The 16,166-nt window shown below is 61.1% G+C and carries 15 protein-coding genes; 1 reads left to right on the top strand and 14 read right to left on the bottom strand.

Annotation, left to right across the window (positions count from 1 at the left end):
* Nucleotides 1–30: 30 nt before the first annotated feature.
* The 4 genes from murC to GS612_RS03625 form a co-directional block, all read right to left on the bottom strand.
* Nucleotides 31–1,440: a UDP-N-acetylmuramate--L-alanine ligase gene (gene murC / locus GS612_RS03640; RefSeq protein ID WP_171639107.1), complete on the bottom strand. Its 1,410-nt coding sequence runs from the start codon at nucleotides 1,438–1,440 to the stop codon at nucleotides 31–33.
* Nucleotides 1,437–2,534, bottom strand: a complete 1,098-nt coding sequence (locus tag GS612_RS03635; RefSeq protein WP_152458660.1) for a UDP-N-acetylglucosamine--N-acetylmuramyl-(pentapeptide) pyrophosphoryl-undecaprenol N-acetylglucosamine transferase — start codon at nucleotides 2,532–2,534, stop codon at nucleotides 1,437–1,439. Before GS612_RS03635 ends, murC begins: the two co-directional genes overlap by 4 nt.
* Nucleotides 2,534–3,697: a putative lipid II flippase FtsW gene (ftsW, locus tag GS612_RS03630; protein ID WP_152458661.1), complete on the bottom strand. Its 1,164-nt coding sequence runs from the start codon at nucleotides 3,695–3,697 to the stop codon at nucleotides 2,534–2,536. Before ftsW ends, GS612_RS03635 begins: the two co-directional genes overlap by 1 nt.
* Nucleotides 3,698–3,923: 226 nt before the next feature.
* Nucleotides 3,924–4,259 (bottom strand): cupin domain-containing protein, encoded by a 336-nt coding sequence (locus GS612_RS03625; protein ID WP_171231257.1) that lies wholly within the window; start codon nucleotides 4,257–4,259, stop codon nucleotides 3,924–3,926.
* A 189-nt stretch (nucleotides 4,260–4,448) separates the two neighbouring features.
* Between GS612_RS03625 and GS612_RS03620 the strand changes: the two genes are divergently transcribed.
* Nucleotides 4,449–5,630, top strand: a complete 1,182-nt coding sequence (locus tag GS612_RS03620; protein WP_171639106.1) for an NAD(P)/FAD-dependent oxidoreductase — start codon at nucleotides 4,449–4,451, stop codon at nucleotides 5,628–5,630.
* Here the strand turns inward: GS612_RS03620 and GS612_RS03615 are convergent.
* The 10 genes from GS612_RS03615 to mraZ form a co-directional block, all read right to left on the bottom strand.
* Nucleotides 5,627–6,001 carry a glycine zipper family protein gene (locus tag GS612_RS03615; RefSeq protein ID WP_245217959.1) on the bottom strand — a complete coding sequence of 125 codons (375 nt, stop codon included), beginning with the start codon at nucleotides 5,999–6,001 and terminating at the stop codon, nucleotides 5,627–5,629. The genes GS612_RS03620 and GS612_RS03615 overlap by 4 nt on opposite strands.
* 105 nt (nucleotides 6,002–6,106) lie before the next feature.
* Nucleotides 6,107–7,507: a UDP-N-acetylmuramoyl-L-alanine--D-glutamate ligase gene (murD, locus tag GS612_RS03610; RefSeq protein ID WP_171639105.1), complete on the bottom strand. Its 1,401-nt coding sequence runs from the start codon at nucleotides 7,505–7,507 to the stop codon at nucleotides 6,107–6,109.
* Between the two features lie 3 nt (nucleotides 7,508–7,510).
* Nucleotides 7,511–7,852 (bottom strand): hypothetical protein, encoded by a 342-nt coding sequence (locus GS612_RS03605; RefSeq protein WP_171639104.1) that lies wholly within the window; start codon nucleotides 7,850–7,852, stop codon nucleotides 7,511–7,513.
* 13 nt (nucleotides 7,853–7,865) lie between these two features.
* Nucleotides 7,866–8,948 (bottom strand): phospho-N-acetylmuramoyl-pentapeptide-transferase, encoded by a 1,083-nt coding sequence (gene mraY, locus GS612_RS03600; RefSeq protein ID WP_152458667.1) that lies wholly within the window; start codon nucleotides 8,946–8,948, stop codon nucleotides 7,866–7,868.
* Nucleotides 8,949–8,983: 35 nt separating this feature from the next.
* The gene (murF, locus tag GS612_RS03595) at nucleotides 8,984–10,378 is read right to left on the bottom strand and encodes a UDP-N-acetylmuramoyl-tripeptide--D-alanyl-D-alanine ligase (RefSeq protein WP_171639103.1); all 1,395 of its coding nucleotides are present in this window, start codon (nucleotides 10,376–10,378) and stop codon (nucleotides 8,984–8,986) included.
* Entirely contained in the window at nucleotides 10,375–11,874 is a 1,500-nt protein-coding gene (locus GS612_RS03590; RefSeq protein ID WP_171639102.1) for a UDP-N-acetylmuramoyl-L-alanyl-D-glutamate--2,6-diaminopimelate ligase, read from the bottom strand. Before GS612_RS03590 ends, murF begins: the two co-directional genes overlap by 4 nt.
* A gap of 22 nt (nucleotides 11,875–11,896) precedes the next feature.
* Nucleotides 11,897–13,684 (bottom strand): penicillin-binding protein 2, encoded by a 1,788-nt coding sequence (locus GS612_RS03585; protein ID WP_171639101.1) that lies wholly within the window; start codon nucleotides 13,682–13,684, stop codon nucleotides 11,897–11,899.
* Entirely contained in the window at nucleotides 13,681–14,049 is a 369-nt protein-coding gene (locus tag GS612_RS03580) for a cell division protein FtsL (protein WP_152458671.1), read from the bottom strand. Before GS612_RS03580 ends, GS612_RS03585 begins: the two co-directional genes overlap by 4 nt.
* Nucleotides 14,046–15,041: a 16S rRNA (cytosine(1402)-N(4))-methyltransferase RsmH gene (gene rsmH, locus GS612_RS03575; protein WP_171639932.1), complete on the bottom strand. Its 996-nt coding sequence runs from the start codon at nucleotides 15,039–15,041 to the stop codon at nucleotides 14,046–14,048. Before rsmH ends, GS612_RS03580 begins: the two co-directional genes overlap by 4 nt.
* A 4-nt stretch (nucleotides 15,042–15,045) precedes the next feature.
* Nucleotides 15,046–15,549, bottom strand: coding sequence for a division/cell wall cluster transcriptional repressor MraZ (gene mraZ, locus GS612_RS03570; RefSeq protein ID WP_171639100.1), 504 nt, complete (start codon nucleotides 15,547–15,549; stop codon nucleotides 15,046–15,048).
* Between the last annotated feature and the right edge of the window lie 617 nt (nucleotides 15,550–16,166).

Raw genomic sequence — 16,166 nt, 5'->3', positions numbered from 1 at the left:
CTTCAGGTTGTGCACCAAACAGAAGAGAAGTCAAACAGCTTGTTTTCGTTGCAATCTCTCAGGCAGACCATTGGCCCAGGCGCTGATTGTACCGGCCCCGAGGCAGACGACGATATCGCCTGGGCGGGCCTGCTCGCGCACAAGCCGCTCAAGATCGTTTTCGTCAAACAGCGCGCGGGCGTGGCGGTGGCCGTGACGGATCAGGCCCTGCACCAGATCGTCGCGCGATGCGCCTTCGATCGGGTCCTCTCCGGCGGCGAAGATATCGGCGATGGCCACGACGTCGGCGTCATTGAAGCAGGTGCAGAAATCGTCAAACAGGTTGGACAGGCGCGAGTAGCGGTGCGGCTGGTGCACGGCGATCACGCGGCCTTCGGTCGCCTGTCGCGCGGCCTTCAGGACTGCGGTGATTTCAACGGGGTGGTGGCCATAGTCGTCGATGATGGTGACACCGTCGACTTCTCCGACCTTGGTAAACCTGCGATTGACGCCACCGAAATTGGCCAGCGCGTCGCGAATTTCCGAGGCTTTCATGCCCAGATGGCGGGCAACAGCCACGGCGGACAAAGCGTTGGAAACGTTGTGGTCGCCGGGCATCGGCAAGGTGCAACCTTCAATCACCTTGTCTTCGTATTGCAGGTGAATGTCGAAATGCGCGACGCCGCCCTTGTAGGTCAGGTTCTCGGCCCGTACATCGGCCTGCGCGTTGAAGCCATAGGTGCGCACGCGGCGGTCGGTGATGCGGCCGACAAGCGCCTGCACCTCGGCATGGTCGGTGCAACACACGGCCAGCCCGTAGAAGGGGATATTCGAGACGAATTCATGGAAACCCGCGCGCAGTTTGTCGAAATCGCCCCAATGCTCCATATGTTCGGGGTCGATATTGGTGACGATGGCGATGGTCGCGGGCAGGCGGTTGAACGAGCCGTCGCTCTCGTCGGCTTCGACCACCATCCATTCGCCCTGCCCCATCCGGGCGTTCGAGCCGTAGGCATGGATGATGCCGCCATTGATCACGGTCGGGTCAAAATCCCCCGCCACCATCAGTTCGGCCATCATCGTGGTCGTGGTGGTCTTGCCGTGAGTCCCGGCGATGGCGATGTTGGATTTCAGCCGCATCAGTTCGGCCAGCATGTCAGCCCGGCGCACCACCGGAAGGCCGCGGGCACGGGCGCCGTCAAGCTCGGGGTTGCCCGGTTTGATCGCGGTCGAGACCACCACAACGGCTGCGTTTTCAAGGTTTTCCGCGCGCTGACCGACAAAGATTTCGGCCCCCAGTCTCGCCAGCCGGTCGGTGATCTTCGATGCCTTCAGGTCCGAGCCCTGCACCTGGTACCCCAGATTGAGCAGCACCTCGGCGATACCTGACATTCCGATCCCGCCGATCCCCACAAAGTGAATCGGCCCTACGTCCTGCGGCAGTTTGGTTGCTGGGTTCATGTGGTCTCCTTCTGCGCCAATTGTTCGACAAGAGCGGTCAGACGCTCGGTGGCGTCAGGTGCCCCGACGGACAAGGCGGCATGGGCCATTTTCTGTGCGGCTTCGGGGTTCGTGAGAACCGTGGTGATTTGCTGTGTCAGCGCGGGAACGTCAAGAGCCTTTTCCGGGATCATGATGGCCCCGCCCGCCTGCACCAAGCCCCGCGCGTTGGCTGTCTGGTGATCTCCGGCGGCGGCGGCAAAGGGGATCAGGATCGACGGGCGCCCGATGACCGAGATATCGGCAACACTGGACGCGCCAGACCGCGAGATCACCAGTTGGGCATCCGACATGCGACGGGGGACATCATCAAAGAAGGGCTGCACGTCGGCGCGGATGCCGTGTTCGTTGTAGAAGGCTGTGACGCGCTCGCCATCCTCGTCCCGGGCCTGATGTGCCACGCGGATGTGAGTGCGGATTTCTTCGGGCAGTGCGGCGATGGCACCGGGCACCACATCGCTGAGGATGCGTGCGCCTTGCGAACCGCCCATGACAAGGACCGACATCGGATAATCACCGGGTGGAATATAACCGGCCGCGGCGCGGTCCAGAACGGCGGACCGGACCGGGTTGCCGGTGTGGATGCCATGCGCGCCCTCGGGCAGGTCCGTGGGCCACACACCGCAGGCCACCTGCGCGACACGGGTGGCGAACAACTGGTTCACACGCCCCAGCACCCCGTTCTGTTCGTGGATCATGCGGGGGATTTTGAGCATGGTCGCAGCGCTCAGCGCCGGGATCGAGGGATACCCGCCGAAACCGACAACGACGTCGGGCTTGTCCCGCATCATCTGGAACACCATGCCAGCCACGCCACCGGCAATCTTGGGGCCGGCCATGGCCTTGGCCGCCAGACCGCCACGCGCGAAAGTGGCCGATGATGCCTCTACGATCTCGGTCGAATGCGGGAAACCACCGGTATAGCGGGCGCCGCGCGGGTCGGTAGACAGGCGCACACGCCAGCCCTTGTTCAGCATCGCCTCGGCCAGCGCCTGAGCCGGGAACATGTGCCCCCCGGTACCGCCAGCCGCAATCAACAGGTATGGAGTCCCCATTATCCTCGTCCGCGCAGAATTTCGCCAAGCTCGCCCTGTGGGCGGGTTCGGGTGAAGGCCAGCAGCATTCCGATCGCAATACCCCCTGCAATCAGGGATGAGCCGCCATAGCTGACAAAAGGCAGCGTCATGCCCTTCGCGGGCAACAGACGAACGGCAACACCCATGTTGATCATCGCCTGCACGCCGAACATGCAGGCCAGACCGGTGCCCGCCAGACGGATGAACATGTCGCGTTCCCGCATCAGGCGCAGCAACGAGCGTACCACGACCAACGAGTAAAGCGCGATGATGATCAGCACCAGGATCAGGCCGTATTCTTCGGCCGCGACGGCAATGATGAAATCGGTATGCGCGTCCGGCAGCGACCACTTGACCTGCCCCTCACCCACACCGACGCCGAACAGCCCCCCTTCGCGGATGGCGTTGGTGGCATAGCCCAACTGGGTGGTCGGATCGACCTCTTGATTCAGAAAGCCATCGATACGGCGGGCAAAATGTTCAGAATTGGAATAGGCGAACATACCGCCCAGAACAACAAACCCGGCCATTCCAACCAGCAGCAGCATCGGCGCCCCGGCGACAAAATACATCACCCCCCAGCCGAACAGGATCAGGCAGGCCTGACCGAAATCAGGTTGCATCACCAGCATGCCGACAATCGCCATGCACAGGGCAAATGACCAGATCCGCCCCGGCGGGCCGTTGATCTCTTGTGAAGCAGCCAGCAGCCATGCAGCAACGACGATGAAGCCGGGCTTCAGAAACTCGGACGGCTGAAGCGAGGCGAACCCCAGCGAATACCAGCGCACCGCGCCCTTGCCAAAGTCGGTCCCGAACACGGGCAGGAAAACCAGTGCCACGAAGGCCCCCAGGAAACCCAGCACCGCCAAACGACGCACCAGCGTCGGCGACATCATCGAGGTCAGAAGCATCGCAATCAGCGCCAATCCGCCGAAGATGGCCTGACGTTCGACATAGTGGAACGGATCGAACCCGTTTCGCCCGGCCAGCGGCGGCGAAGACGCCAGCCCCAGCAACAGACCGATGGCAAACAGGATCAGAACGCAGGACATCGTCCAGCGATCGATTGTGCGCCACCATTTCGGTAGAATCGGTTCTCCGCGCTGGTCCTGGACCGCGCCATACACCATCTCAGTCATGAGATACCGCCACTCTCTGCCTCGTCAACGCCCCGTTTTCGGGGTCTGGTTGAGACTCTACAGGGATTTTTGTGTTTGGGCTAGTAGGATGAAGCCACAAGGCATAAATCGACCTTCCAGGCCCAAAGCACCCCCGGCTGCACGTGGCGGCCTGTGGTTATTGCAGCTTTGGACACGCCGCTCAGCGGAGTGGCGCGCGTTGGTCCACAAGGCGGGTTGCTATGCGTTATTCCTTGATCGCATATCGGTCGGGTTCCTCAAACACGTCAATGACACGAGACCCCGCCTTGATGGTCCCTCCGTGCGCGACTCCACTTGGGATCGAGTAGCTGTCGCCGGGGCGGTAGATGCGGGTCTGGCCACCGATCGTGAGTTCAATTTCACCCTCAACCACCGTCCCCCATTGGGCACCATGCGAATGCAGGGGAAGCTCCATGTCTTTGAGAAAAGTGAAGAAAGCGACCAGCCCTGCATCTGATCGAATGACGGCCGTCTGCACCACATCTTCAGGAAAAGGCACATCCAGTTTTGGAAATGACGAAATAAATTCGGGGAATTGCATTCAGAGTTCCTTTTGCCAGTTTGTCTTGTCAAAACATCTTTGCGGTATGGCCACAGAATGTCAGTGCGCTGAAACTCTGGCAATCGCCCTGTCAGCCGACCTGAGATTTGCGAGAACGCGGCGAGCGCGCGCCGCGCGACTTCGGCATGGGCTCTTGCCATCTTGTTTAATCCACGCCATCCCCCGCGCATGACCTACGACACGATCATCCTTGGGGCCGGGGCTGCCGGCATGATGTGTGCGGCCCATTGCGGGGGGCGCGTGCTGGTGATTGACCACGCCAAGGCACCCGGCGAGAAAATCCGCATCTCGGGCGGGGGGCGCTGCAATTTCACCAACATGCATGCCGGGCCGGGCAACTTCCTGTCGCGAAACCCGCATTTCTGCAAATCCGCCCTTGCACGGTACACGCAATGGGATTTCATCGATCTGGTCGGACGTCACAACATCGCCTGGCATGAGAAAACCCTGGGCCAATTATTCTGCGATGGCTCTTCGAAACAGATCATCCGGATGTTGCTGGATGAAATGAGCAGTGCGGGAGCAGAGCTGTGGGTTCAAACCTCGCTGCGCGATCTGCGCAAGACCGAAAGCGGCTTTGCACTGGAGGTGGAACGTGACGGGCAAAGGCAGCACCTGACCTGCACCAATCTGGTGCTGGCAACAGGCGGGAAATCGATTCCCAAGATGGGCGCAACCGGGCTGGCCTATGACATCGCGCGCCAGTTCGGGTTGCGGATGACCGAGACGCGGGCGGCGCTGGTGCCGTTCACCTTCTCGGACGGGCGGTTCAAGGACCTGTCCGGCGTTTCACTGCCCGTGCGACTGTCGAATGATCGCGCCAGCTTCGACGAGGCGCTGCTGTTCACCCATCGCGGTCTCAGCGGGCCGTCGGTGTTGCAACTGTCGTCATACTGGCGCGAAGGTGAGGCAATCCGGGTGAACCTGATCCCCGACCTGCCCCTGCTGGATCTGTTGCGCGCACAGCGGCAAAGCGCGGGCCGCAAGGCGCTGACCACTGAACTGGCGCGGCATCTGCCGGCCCGGCTGGTCGATTATCTGTGCCGGGTCATTCCGATGTCCGGGAAGCTGGCGGATCAGTCGGACGCGAAACTGGCCGAGCTGACCTCGGCCCTGTCTGCGTGGCAACTGGTGCCGTCGGGGACCGAAGGGTATCGTACCGCCGAAGTCACCTTGGGCGGAATCGACACGGATGACTTGTCCTCGAAAACGATGGAGGCCGAGGATGTCCCCGGCCTCTATGCAATTGGTGAAGCGGTGGATGTCACCGGCTGGTTGGGCGGCTACAACTTCCAGTGGGCATGGTCGTCAGGCCATGCCGCAGGTGTTGCAATTGCCGCCGGGCGTTAGCCTACGACGTTGTAGCCGCGCCCGCGCATGCAGTTGCGCACGATCACTTCTTTGTTCTGGTTTTTATTGATGACGTCTGCGCCAGCGCCAACCAAGGCACCTGCCACGGCCGCGCGACCAAGATTGTCGCTGCTGTCCTGAACGATCCCGGTAACGGCCGCGGCACCCGCTGCGCCAATTGCTGCATTCCCGGCGGTAGAGCCATCAACGCTGCTCTGCGATGCCGCCAGTTGTTGGCATTGCTGTAGGTCCACGTTGTAGTTCGGACCGACCGGGCCGTCCACGATGGGCTGATAGTTGGCGCCCGTGTTGGTACAGGCTCCCGCAACAAGAATGGCAGGCAGGATCAGAGAAAGTCTACGAAATGGCATAGTCATAACCTCGTGTTGAATCTTGAGGCAGGCAAAACCAATAGTGATGCCGCGTCAAGCTGATAGCATCCAAGCTTGGCCCAGCCGGCGGTGTATTGCAAATGGCTATTCTGCCAGCCTGCGCCTGACTTGCGTTGCAAAGTCATCGCCGCGCTGTTCGAAATTGTCATATTGGTCGAAACTGGCAGCAGCCGGGGCCAGCAGCACAGTGTCGCCTGCCTCCGCATCTTCCATGGCCTGCGCCACGGCGGCCTCCATCGTCGTACAGACCTGCGTATCAGCCTCGAGCTGCATCGCAAAACTCGCGGCTTCGCGTCCGATCACATAGGCCTTGATGACCTCGCCCGTCGCCGTGTTCAGGGCTGATATGCCGCCCTCTTTCTCAAGACCGCCGCAAATCCATCGGATCTTTTTGAACGCCGTAAGCGCTTTCAGGGCGCTGTCGACATTGGTCGCCTTGGAGTCGTTGACATAGGTAACCCCATCGGCCTCGGCGATGATCTGGCTGCGATGCGGCAGGCCCGGATAGGAATGCAGCGCATCTTCGATCACGCGCGGGGCAAGGCCCAGCGACCGACAGGCGGCGTAAGCCGCGCAGGCATTCTGGTGGTTGTGTGCACCGGGCAGGCCCTTGATGGCACGCAGGTCGATAGACCCCGCCTGCCGCCCCTTGCGGTATTCCGACAGGAACCCTTTGCGCGCAAAGACCTGCCAGCCCGGCCCGGTCAGCTTCCGCGCCACCGAGATACGGATCACCCGGTCATCCAATGGCCCTTCGGCCAGTTGTCCGGCCAAAAACGCACCTTCGGTTTCGTCGACGCCAATGATTGCACGGTCAGGACCGCCTTCGGAAAAGAGGCGCCGCTTGGCAGCGAAATATCCCCCCATGCCGCCGTGGCGGTCCAGATGATCGGGCGACAGATTGGTGAACACCGCCACATCGGGGGTTAGAGCGCGGGCCAGCTCGGTCTGATAGCTGGAAAGCTCCAGCACCACGACCGAACCATCACCGCCCGGATCGATATCCAGAACACCGCGCCCGATATTGCCCGCCAACTGCGCCTCGCGACCTGCCTCGGTCAGGATATGATGGATCAAAGCGGCAGTCGTCGATTTGCCGTTCGAGCCCGTCACCGCGATCACGCGCGGAGGCGTGTCGTAGTTGTTCCATTCCGGTCCGGCAAAGGAGCGGAAGAACAGGCCGATGTCATTGTCCACCGGCACGCCTGCATCCAGGGCTGCCGCCACCACGGGGTTCGGTTCAGGATAGAGATGCGGAATGCCCGGTGAGACGATCAGCGAGGCGATGTAGTCAAATGCCCCATGCTTGCGCAGGTCGGCGCAGGTGAAACCCTCGCCTTCGGCGGTTTCACGGGCGGCCGGGTTGTCATCCCAGCACACCGGTTCCGCCCCGCCCGAGCGCAGCGCACGTGCAGTGGCCAGACCGGACCGGCCCAGCCCCAGAACGGCCACTTTCTGTCCTGAAAAGCCTTTGACCGGGATCATTTGTTAGTCACCGAAGTACCTGACGAGTACGATTACTATGGAAATAATAGTAAACACTACTATCGCGAGCGACCTCCACCCCATGTAGTTCACGAATTGCAGTTCTAAGCTCTCGCCTTTGCTCAAAACTTTCAGACCGGAATCATAAGTATAGGCAAGGCTCAAAAGAAAACCGGCAAAACAAATAAAAGCGCCAAACGCACAAGCCGCACCATACAAAGAAAAGGCAAATTTTTCAGCAAACCAAAGCGTTGCTATGCCGAACCCCAGCATTCCCCCAAATCCACGAGCGAAATTTGCAACCCGGCCTGAGTTTGTGCTCGAGTCTGTGAAGTCAAAATGCATCTTTTGTATTCCTCTACCTTACCTTCAACGTCGCCAAACCGATCATCGCCAGGATCAGCGAGATGATCCAGAAGCGGATCACGATGGTCGGCTCGGCCCAGCCTTTTTTCTCATAATGATGATGGATCGGGGCCATCAGGAAGACCCGTTTGCCCGTGCGCTTGAAGTAGAGGACCTGAATGATCACGCTCAGCGCCTCGACCACGAACAGGCCGCCGACCACGGCCAGAACCAGCTCGTGCTTGGTGGCTACGGCGATGGCACCCAGCGCGCCGCCCAGGGCCAGCGATCCGGTGTCACCCATGAACACCGCCGCCGGGGGGGCGTTGTACCAGAGAAACCCGAGGCCGGCCCCGAACAACGCGGAGGTGAATATGAAGATCTCACCGGTACCTGGCACGTAATGCACATCGAGATATTCGGTAAAGTCGACCCGACCGACCGCATAGGCGATCACGCCCAGGGTCGAGGCTGCGATCATCGCCGGCATGATGGCCAGCCCGTCCAGACCGTCGGTCAGGTTCACCGCATTGGCGGCCCCCACGATCACGACAATCGCAAAGGGGATATAGAAGATGCCCAAATTGACCAGCGTGTCCTTGAAGACGGGTACAGCCAGTTGGTTCTGCAAGGCTTCGGGATGGTGCAACGTCGCCCAAAGCGAGGCCAGCACGGCGATGATCACGCCCAACGCCAGACGCATCCGGCCCGAGACCCCTTGCGTGTTCTGTTTTGAAACCTTGGCATAGTCGTCCGCAAATCCGATGGCCGCATAAGACAAGGTCACAAAAAGAACCATCCAGACATACGGGTTGTCCAGCCGCGCCCAGACAAGGGTTGACGTGACCAGAGCTCCGACAATCAGCAATCCACCCATCGTCGGCGTGCCTGCCTTGGAAAAATGCCCTTCGGGGCCGTCGTCACGGATCGGCTGGCCTTTGCCCTGTTTCTTGCGCAGCACGTTGATCAGGGGTTTTCCGAAGATGAACCCAAAAATCAGCGCGGTCATGAAGGCACCGCCTGCGCGGAAGGTGATATACCGGAAGAGGTTCCAGAAATCCCCTCCGTCCGACAGAGCGGTCAACCAGTACAGCATGACAATACCTTTCTCACACGGGCGCGCGGGCATGTTCACCCATCAAGCGCGCCCCCTTGCCCCATTTTGCGCAGACCGTCAACAATCGCGGCCAACGCCATGCTGAGTGAGCCCTTGGCGAGCACCGTGTCTCCATCCCGGATCAAAGCAGGCAGATGTTCTGCCATTTCCGCACTGGTTGCGAACCAGAGCCCACGTTTCTTCTCGGGCAGCGCGCGGTGCATCGCCTGCATCAACGGCCCGATGCAATGAACCTGATCCACCCGCGCCATCGCCTCGATATCCGCCATGGCGGCATGCATGGCCTCTTCCTGGGCGCCCAGTTCCTTCATGTCACCCAGAAACGCAATGCGGCGGGTGCCTTTGGAGGCGGCCAAGACATCCAGCGCAGCCTCCATCGAGGTCGGGTTGGCGTTGTAGCTGTCATCCAAAAGCTCGATCTGCCCACCCCCTGACAATGGCAAGCTTTCGTGTACCCCACGCCCCTTGACGGGTGACCACGCACGCAGGCCCGCGATGGCCTGATCCAGATCGACCCCCAATTCGACGCAGGCCGCCAAAGCGCCAAGCGCGTTCATCGCGAAATGCGTGCCGGCGGAGTTCACCTCGAATTGGATCACGCGATCACCGACCAGTGCCCTTGCCTTTACTGCGTTGGACTCGGGTTGAACATCGGTCAGCCGGTAATCCGCCGCGCTGCGCCCAAAATCAACAATCCCGGCCCCCTGCGCCTGCGCTGTCTGGCGCAGGATGTCCGCGTGTTCGATATCTGCATTGACGATCGCAGCCCCGCCGGGTTCAAGCCCATCAAAGATCGCCGCTTTTTCCCGGGCAATACCAGCCACCGACTCGAAGGCCTCCAGATGCACCGCCGCCACGGTCGTCACCAGCGCCACATGCGGGCGGGCCTGTTCGGCGAGCGGGGCAATTTCACCGGGATGATTCATGCCGATCTCGATCACCGCAAATTCGGTGTCGCGGGGCATCCGCGCAAGGGTCAGGGGCACGCCCCAATGGTTGTTGTAACTGGCAACACTGGCGTGGGTTTTCCCTTGGGTTTCCAGAATTGTGGCCAGCATTTCCTTGGTCGATGTTTTACCCACACTGCCTGTCACACCGACCACGCGCGCATCCGTTCGGGCCCGTGCCGCTTTCCCCAGGGCCTCTAGCCCCGCCTGCACGTCGTTGACGATCAGCAGAGGAGCCCCGTCCGGTACATCGTCCGGAACACGGGAAACCAGTGCGGCGCCTGCTCCTTTTTCCAGCGCCTGTGCGACGAAATCATGCCCGTCCCGCGCCGCTTTCAGCGCCACGAACAGATCGCCGGGTCGAAGGGTGCGGGTGTCGATGGATACGCCATTTGCGGTCCAGTCGGTCGTCGCCTGACCGCCCGTCGCCGCGGCCGCTTCGGATGCAGTCCAGAGCGTCATGCGACCCTCCCGTCCAGCGCTGCAACGGAAATGCTGGCCTGTTCCACATCGTCGAAGGGCAGAACCTGATCCCCCACGATCTGACCGGTTTCATGCCCCTTTCCGGCGATCAGCAGCGCATCACCGGGTTGCAGCGCATCGATGCCGCGCAGGATGGCCTCGGCGCGGTCGCCGACTTCGGTCACGCTGGCGTCGCCTGCTGCCTCTGACGCGCCTGCCATCACGGCCGCGCGGATGACTGCGGGATCTTCGCTTCGCGGGTTGTCATCGGTGACAAAGACCACGTCTGCATGGTGGGCTGCCGCCCTGCCCATCAAAGGGCGTTTGCTGGCGTCGCGATCCCCGCCCGCACCGATAACGGCAATCAGACGGCCCATCACATGCGGGCGCAGCGCCTTGAGTGCCGTGGCAACAGCATCAGGCGTGTGGGCATAATCCACAAACACCGTCGCGCCATTGTCACGCGTGGCGGCCAGTTGCATCCGCCCGCGAACCGTCGTCAGATGGGGCAGAGTTTCGAACACCCGTTCGGGGCTGTCCCCGGCCGCGATCACCAGCCCACAGGCCAGCAGGATGTTTTCGGCCTGGAACCCGCCGATCAGGTCCAGGCGGGTCTGGAACGTTCGGCCCTGCCACGCAAAGCGCAGGTCCTGCCCCGTGGCGTCGAACCGCTGGTTGATCAGACACAGGTCGGCATCGCCCAGCCCCACCGTCAGCACCGACTGGCCGCGCATCTCGGCGATCCGCCGGACCTGGGCCCCTTTCGGGTCGCTCAGGTTGACGACGGCCGTTCCATCCTGCGGCAAAACCCGGTCGAACAGACCGGCCTTTGCGTTGAAATAGGCCTCGAAGGTTTCGTGGTAATCCAGGTGGTCCTGCGTGAAGTTCGAGAAACCGGCGGCAGTCAGGTGAACGCCATCAAGGCGGCGCTGTTCAAGGCCGTGGGACGAAGCCTCCATAGCGGCATGGGTCACGCCGTTCTCGGCCGCCTCGGCCAGACAGCGGTGCAAGGTGATTGGCTCGGGTGTGGTATGGGCCAGTGGCGCTGTCCACGCACCTTCAACCCCGGTGGTGCCGAGGTTGACGGCGGCGTGACCAAGCGCGGACCAGATCTGCCGGACGAAGGTGGAAACAGATGTTTTGCCGTTCGTTCCCGTTACGGCCACGATGGTTTGCGGCTGCGCGCCGAACCACAGCGCCGCGGCACCGGCCAGCGCCTGACGCGGGTCTTCCACCACGGCCAGCGCTGCGTCCGAAGCTGCCAGTTCGGCCTCGGCTATCTCTGCCCCTTCGGCATCGGTCAGGATCGCAGCGGCCCCCATGCGCAGGGCAAACTGGATGAACTCTGCGCCATGAACGCGGGACCCGGGCAGCGCGGCAAACAGGAAGCCCTCCTTCACCTCGCGGCTGTCAACGGCCAGACCAGTGATATCCGGGTTTGCGCCCTCTCTTGCGGTCAGGGCCAGCTGGCTGAGTTTCTTCGTCCTTGTGCCCATGACCCACCTCTTGCCGGACAGCCTAGTTTGAGGTCAGCGTTATAGCAGCGCCCGCCTCAGGCTCAAGCCGGGGACGCAACCCCAACAACGGTGCGACGCGTCCGATCAGTTCGGCGGCAACAGGCACGGCGGTCCAACCGGCCGTGCGGCGTTTTTCACCGTAGGCCACGATCGAAGGTTCGTCCAACGTCACGATCAGAACGTATTGCGGGTCGTAGGCCGGGAAGATCGTCGCGAAGGTGGCAATGACCTTGTCATCATAGTACCCGCCGCGCGGTTTGGGCTTGTCGGCCGTACCGGTCTTGCCCGCCACGTCATAGCCCTTGACCTCGGCGAAACTGGCGGTGCCGTCCGTTACCACTTTGCGCAGCATCTTTTGCGCCTGCCGTGCAGTGTTCTGCGACATGACACGAGGCCCGTATTGCGGGCCGTTCTGGCGCAGAATGGTCGGGCTGACGTAATGCCCGCCATTGGCAATCGCTGCGTATCCCGCGGCCAGATGCATCGGGCTGGTCGACAGGCCATGGCCATAAGAAATTGTCACGGTGCTGAGCTCGCCCCATTTTTTCGGTTTCAGCGGCACACCGCCCTTGGCCTCGACAATCTCGAATGGGGTCGGATCGAACATGCCAAGCGCGTCCAGAAACTCCTGCTGCCGTTTGGCCCCGATTTGCAAGGCCAGACGCCCCGTGCCTCGGTTCGAGCTGTGGACGATCACATCCGCCACGCTGATCTTGCCGTAATTTTTGCCGTTGAATTCGCCGATGGGAAAGCGGCCGATCTTCATCGGCCCGGACGTATCGATGATGGTGTTCGAATTCACCAATCCAAGTTCAACGGCCTGGGCCGCGGTGAAAATCTTGAAAACAGATCCCAGTTCATACACGCCTTGCACATAACGGTTGAACAGCGGGCTGTCCGAGGGGTCAAAGCCCGAGGTCGGCGGGCGCGGACGGTCATTCGGATCAAAAGAAGGCAGCGAAGCAGCGGAAATAACCTCGCCCGTATGCGCGTTCATCAGAACGGCCGAGGCCCCCTTGGCATTCATGATCTTCATACCGCCGTAAAGAACCTGTTCAACAGCGGCTTGAATCGTCAGGTCCAGCGACAGTTGCAGCGGCTTGTTGCCGTTGGCCGGATCGCGCAGATAATCGTCGAACTGCTTTTCCACACCGGCCACGCCGATCACTTCGGCGGCGCTGACGCCTTCACGACCAAAACCGGACCCGCCCAGGACATGAGCGGCCAGCCGCCCGTTGGGGTAAAGCCGCATTTCACGCGGACCGAACAGGATGCCGGGATCACCGATGTCGTGCACGGCCTGCTTCTGCTCGGGCGAAATGCGTTTCTTGATCCACAGGAATTTTCGGTTGCCGGTGAAGTCCTTGATAAGCCGCTCTTTTTCCAGATCAGGAAAAATCGCAACCAACTGCTCTGCAGCGGCGACGGGATCGATCATCAAAGGGGGCTGCGCGTAAACGGAATAGGTGTCCAGATTGGTGGCCAGTATGCGCCCTTCGCGATCGACGATGTTGGCGCGCTGCATGGCAATCGCCGCTCCCGGTGCGCTGGCCAGAGGCTCTTGTGCTTCCGAGGTCGCCAGCATGCCCATGCGGAAGCCGACAACGGAAAAAGCGCAGAAGAAGAACAGGCCCAGTACCAGCAGACGCCCTTCGGCACGGGCGCGGGCGCGATCTTTCATATCCTCGTGACGCTTGCGGATGTTCTCGCGCTCGATTGCCTTGGGGTTTTCGCCCCGCGCGCGGGCATCCAGGATTCGGGCCAGGGGGCGCAGAGGGGTGCGTGTCATGGAATTTGCACCTCGCCCAAAGCCTGAATGTCGGTGATGGCCTGCAATTCAATCGGATCAACGACGGGCAGGTCCGGGTCTTCGGCATAGGCGATCTGATCCGCGCGCCCGAACTGCTCGGCCCGCAACGGCAGCAGGCCAAGGCGTTCAAAGTTCAGGTCGGCCAGTTCGCGCAGCCTGTCCGGGCGGTTCAGATAGGCCCATTCCGCGTTCAGAACGGCCAAGCGCACCTGTGCCATTCCGATCTCGCGCTGCAAAGACTGGGTTTCCTTTACCACTTGCTGGGTTCGGTAGTTCTCCTGATAGGCCCACAACGCCAACCCGAACACGGACAGAGCAGTCAACACATACAAAACACTCTTCATCTTGCCCTTCCCCCCAGTTGCGGCATCCCGATAGCCCGCGCTTCAATTTCCCCCGCCGGAGCATCGGTTCGGATCGCCACGCGCAGTTTGGCCGAGCGCGCGCGCGGGTTTTCCTGCAATTCCCGTTCATCTGGCCCCACCGCCTTGCGGGTCTTCAGTGTGAATTGCGGCTGCTCCTGTTCAATCTCGGGCGCATAGCGGTTCGCGCGCCCCGTCTTGCCCGCGCGGGACTGGAAAAACCGTTTCACCATTCGGTCTTCAATGGAGTGGAAAGTGACAACGGCCAGTTGCCCGCCGGGCTTCAAAGCACGTTCAGCGGCCATCAGCCCCTGAAACAGCTCTTCATATTCTGCATTCACGGCGATCCGCAGCCCTTGAAAGCTGCGCGTGGCCGGGTGGGATTGACCCGGCTTGGGACGCGGCAGGCAGGATTCGATGATCTCGGCCAGACGCAGGGTTGTGGTGATCGGCTCTTCCGCGCGCGCTTTGACGATCGCCCTGGCAATCCGGCGGCTGGCGCGCTCTTCTCCATAGTGGAACAGAATGTCGGCCAGTTGCGCCTCGGTCGCGGTATTGACCAGATCGGCGGCGCTTTCGCCATCCTGGCTCATGCGCATGTCCAAAGGACCATCCTTCATGAAGGAAAACCCGCGATCGGCCTGATCCAGCTGCATCGAGGAAACGCCAAGGTCCAGAACAACGCCGTCTAGGTTCTGCGCATATTCATCCATACGAGAGAACACGCCGGGCTGCATCACCAGCCGATCACCATAGGCGCCCGCCCAGTCTGACGCCATCTCAAAAGCCAAGGGATCACGATCCACGCCGATCACCTTGTCGGCCCCGGCCTCCAGCAAGCCGCGCGTATAGCCCCCGGCCCCAAAGGTTCCGTCCAGCCACACGCCCGTGACCGGCGCCACCGCCGCCAGGAGCGAGCGCAGCAAGACAGGGATGTGAGGCGCGTCCGGTTGTGGGTGATCCGCGGCCGCCATGCCGTCACCTGCCCTCGACTTCATCGAGGAATTCCAGCGGATCAACATCGTCGCCAAGGCCGTCCAGCCATTCCTCGGTCGCCGCCAATTCCTCGGATTCGTAGGTCTCGGGCTTCCAGATCTGAAAAGTATCCCCGGCGGCAATAAAAAACGCCTCTGCCTCAAGACCAATCTTCTTGCGCAGCTTTGCCGGCAGGACCAGCCGCCCGGTTTCATCGACATTGGTCGGGAAGGACTGCCCGTGGAACAGGCGCTGCAACATCTTGCGCTTCATCGAACCGCGAGGCAGCGCGTCGATCTTGGCATCGACCTCGTCGATGGCCTGCATGGTATAGCATTCCAGGTATTTGCGGCGATGATCCCCGTAGACGATCACAAGCTCTGGATTGTCGCCGGGTTGCCAGTTGGGATCGGAGGACTCAAGCACGCGGCGAAACGAGGCCGGGATCGACACCCTGCCTTTCGCATCCACCTTATGGTGGCTTTCACCTCTAAACCTGCGCGCCAAGACGACTGTCCCTTTCGCTTGCGCCCCACTTGAAATTCGCGTTCCCCCCGGATGAAAAACGGCGGGTTGATCTGCTGCCACTGATCAACCCGCCGCATTGACCCGCTTTGCGGGATGTCCAGCTGCACGCGCCACCTGGGGGGATGTCTGCTCGCCCGCGCGCCGGATCTCTTGATTGATGAAAGCGAGATGCCTGTATGAAACCTGATTATTTTTGGTCGGGGTCGTTTGGTGCCCCTGCTGCCTCGTCCTCATCGGATGTATAAGGGATGCCATGGGAATTCATGGAAATCAACAGGAATTTTGCGAACCGTGTTCCATAAATCACGCTTCAGGAACAATACCACCATGAAACTTGAACGCAATAACACCAACTATAGGCCAGAGTAACACAACACCCCCTATATATAGATAATTTGAGGCTGAAATTTTTTTCCCACGATTTCCCAAAAAATCTAAAGAATTGCCATTCTGGATGGAAAAACCCGGCATCCTTGGGCAGCGATCTCGCAGAATCATTTGCTTTTCGCGCGCAGTTCCGACGGGACTTCGCCCCGACAACCGCATCGGCCCATGAAATCCCGTGGCGTACAGGCAATAAGCCCTGCGACCTGCGA

It is taken from the genome of Ruegeria sp. HKCCD6157 (assembly GCF_013110685.1).
In the GTDB taxonomy this organism is placed as follows: Bacteria; Pseudomonadota; Alphaproteobacteria; order Rhodobacterales; family Rhodobacteraceae; genus Ruegeria.
The sequence above is the reverse complement of the archived record's forward strand: the minus strand, read 5'-3'. Positions and strand labels throughout refer to the sequence as shown.

What these genes read in the sequence shown, in the direction of transcription:
- GS612_RS03605 (WP_171639104.1), bottom strand. Translation starts at nt 7,852, where the DNA reads ATGCATTTTGACTTCACAGACTCGAGCACAAACTCAGGCCGGGTTGCA.
- GS612_RS03620 (WP_171639106.1), top strand. Translation starts at nt 4,449, where the DNA reads ATGACCTACGACACGATCATCCTTGGGGCCGGGGCTGCCGGCATGATG.
- GS612_RS03590 (WP_171639102.1), bottom strand. Translation starts at nt 11,874, where the DNA reads ATGGGCACAAGGACGAAGAAACTCAGCCAGCTGGCCCTGACCGCAAGA.
- GS612_RS03635 (WP_152458660.1), bottom strand. Translation starts at nt 2,534, where the DNA reads ATGGGGACTCCATACCTGTTGATTGCGGCTGGCGGTACCGGGGGGCAC.
- ftsW (WP_152458661.1), bottom strand. Translation starts at nt 3,697, where the DNA reads ATGACTGAGATGGTGTATGGCGCGGTCCAGGACCAGCGCGGAGAACCG.
- GS612_RS03625 (WP_171231257.1), bottom strand. Translation starts at nt 4,259, where the DNA reads ATGCAATTCCCCGAATTTATTTCGTCATTTCCAAAACTGGATGTGCCT.
- murC (WP_171639107.1), bottom strand. Translation starts at nt 1,440, where the DNA reads ATGAACCCAGCAACCAAACTGCCGCAGGACGTAGGGCCGATTCACTTT.
- mraY (WP_152458667.1), bottom strand. Translation starts at nt 8,948, where the DNA reads ATGCTGTACTGGTTGACCGCTCTGTCGGACGGAGGGGATTTCTGGAAC.
- GS612_RS03585 (WP_171639101.1), bottom strand. Translation starts at nt 13,684, where the DNA reads ATGACACGCACCCCTCTGCGCCCCCTGGCCCGAATCCTGGATGCCCGC.
- murF (WP_171639103.1), bottom strand. Translation starts at nt 10,378, where the DNA reads ATGACGCTCTGGACTGCATCCGAAGCGGCCGCGGCGACGGGCGGTCAG.
- GS612_RS03580 (WP_152458671.1), bottom strand. Translation starts at nt 14,049, where the DNA reads ATGAAGAGTGTTTTGTATGTGTTGACTGCTCTGTCCGTGTTCGGGTTG.
- GS612_RS03615 (WP_245217959.1), bottom strand. Translation starts at nt 6,001, where the DNA reads ATGCCATTTCGTAGACTTTCTCTGATCCTGCCTGCCATTCTTGTTGCG.
- rsmH (WP_171639932.1), bottom strand. Translation starts at nt 15,041, where the DNA reads ATGGCGGCCGCGGATCACCCACAACCGGACGCGCCTCACATCCCTGTC.
- murD (WP_171639105.1), bottom strand. Translation starts at nt 7,507, where the DNA reads ATGATCCCGGTCAAAGGCTTTTCAGGACAGAAAGTGGCCGTTCTGGGG.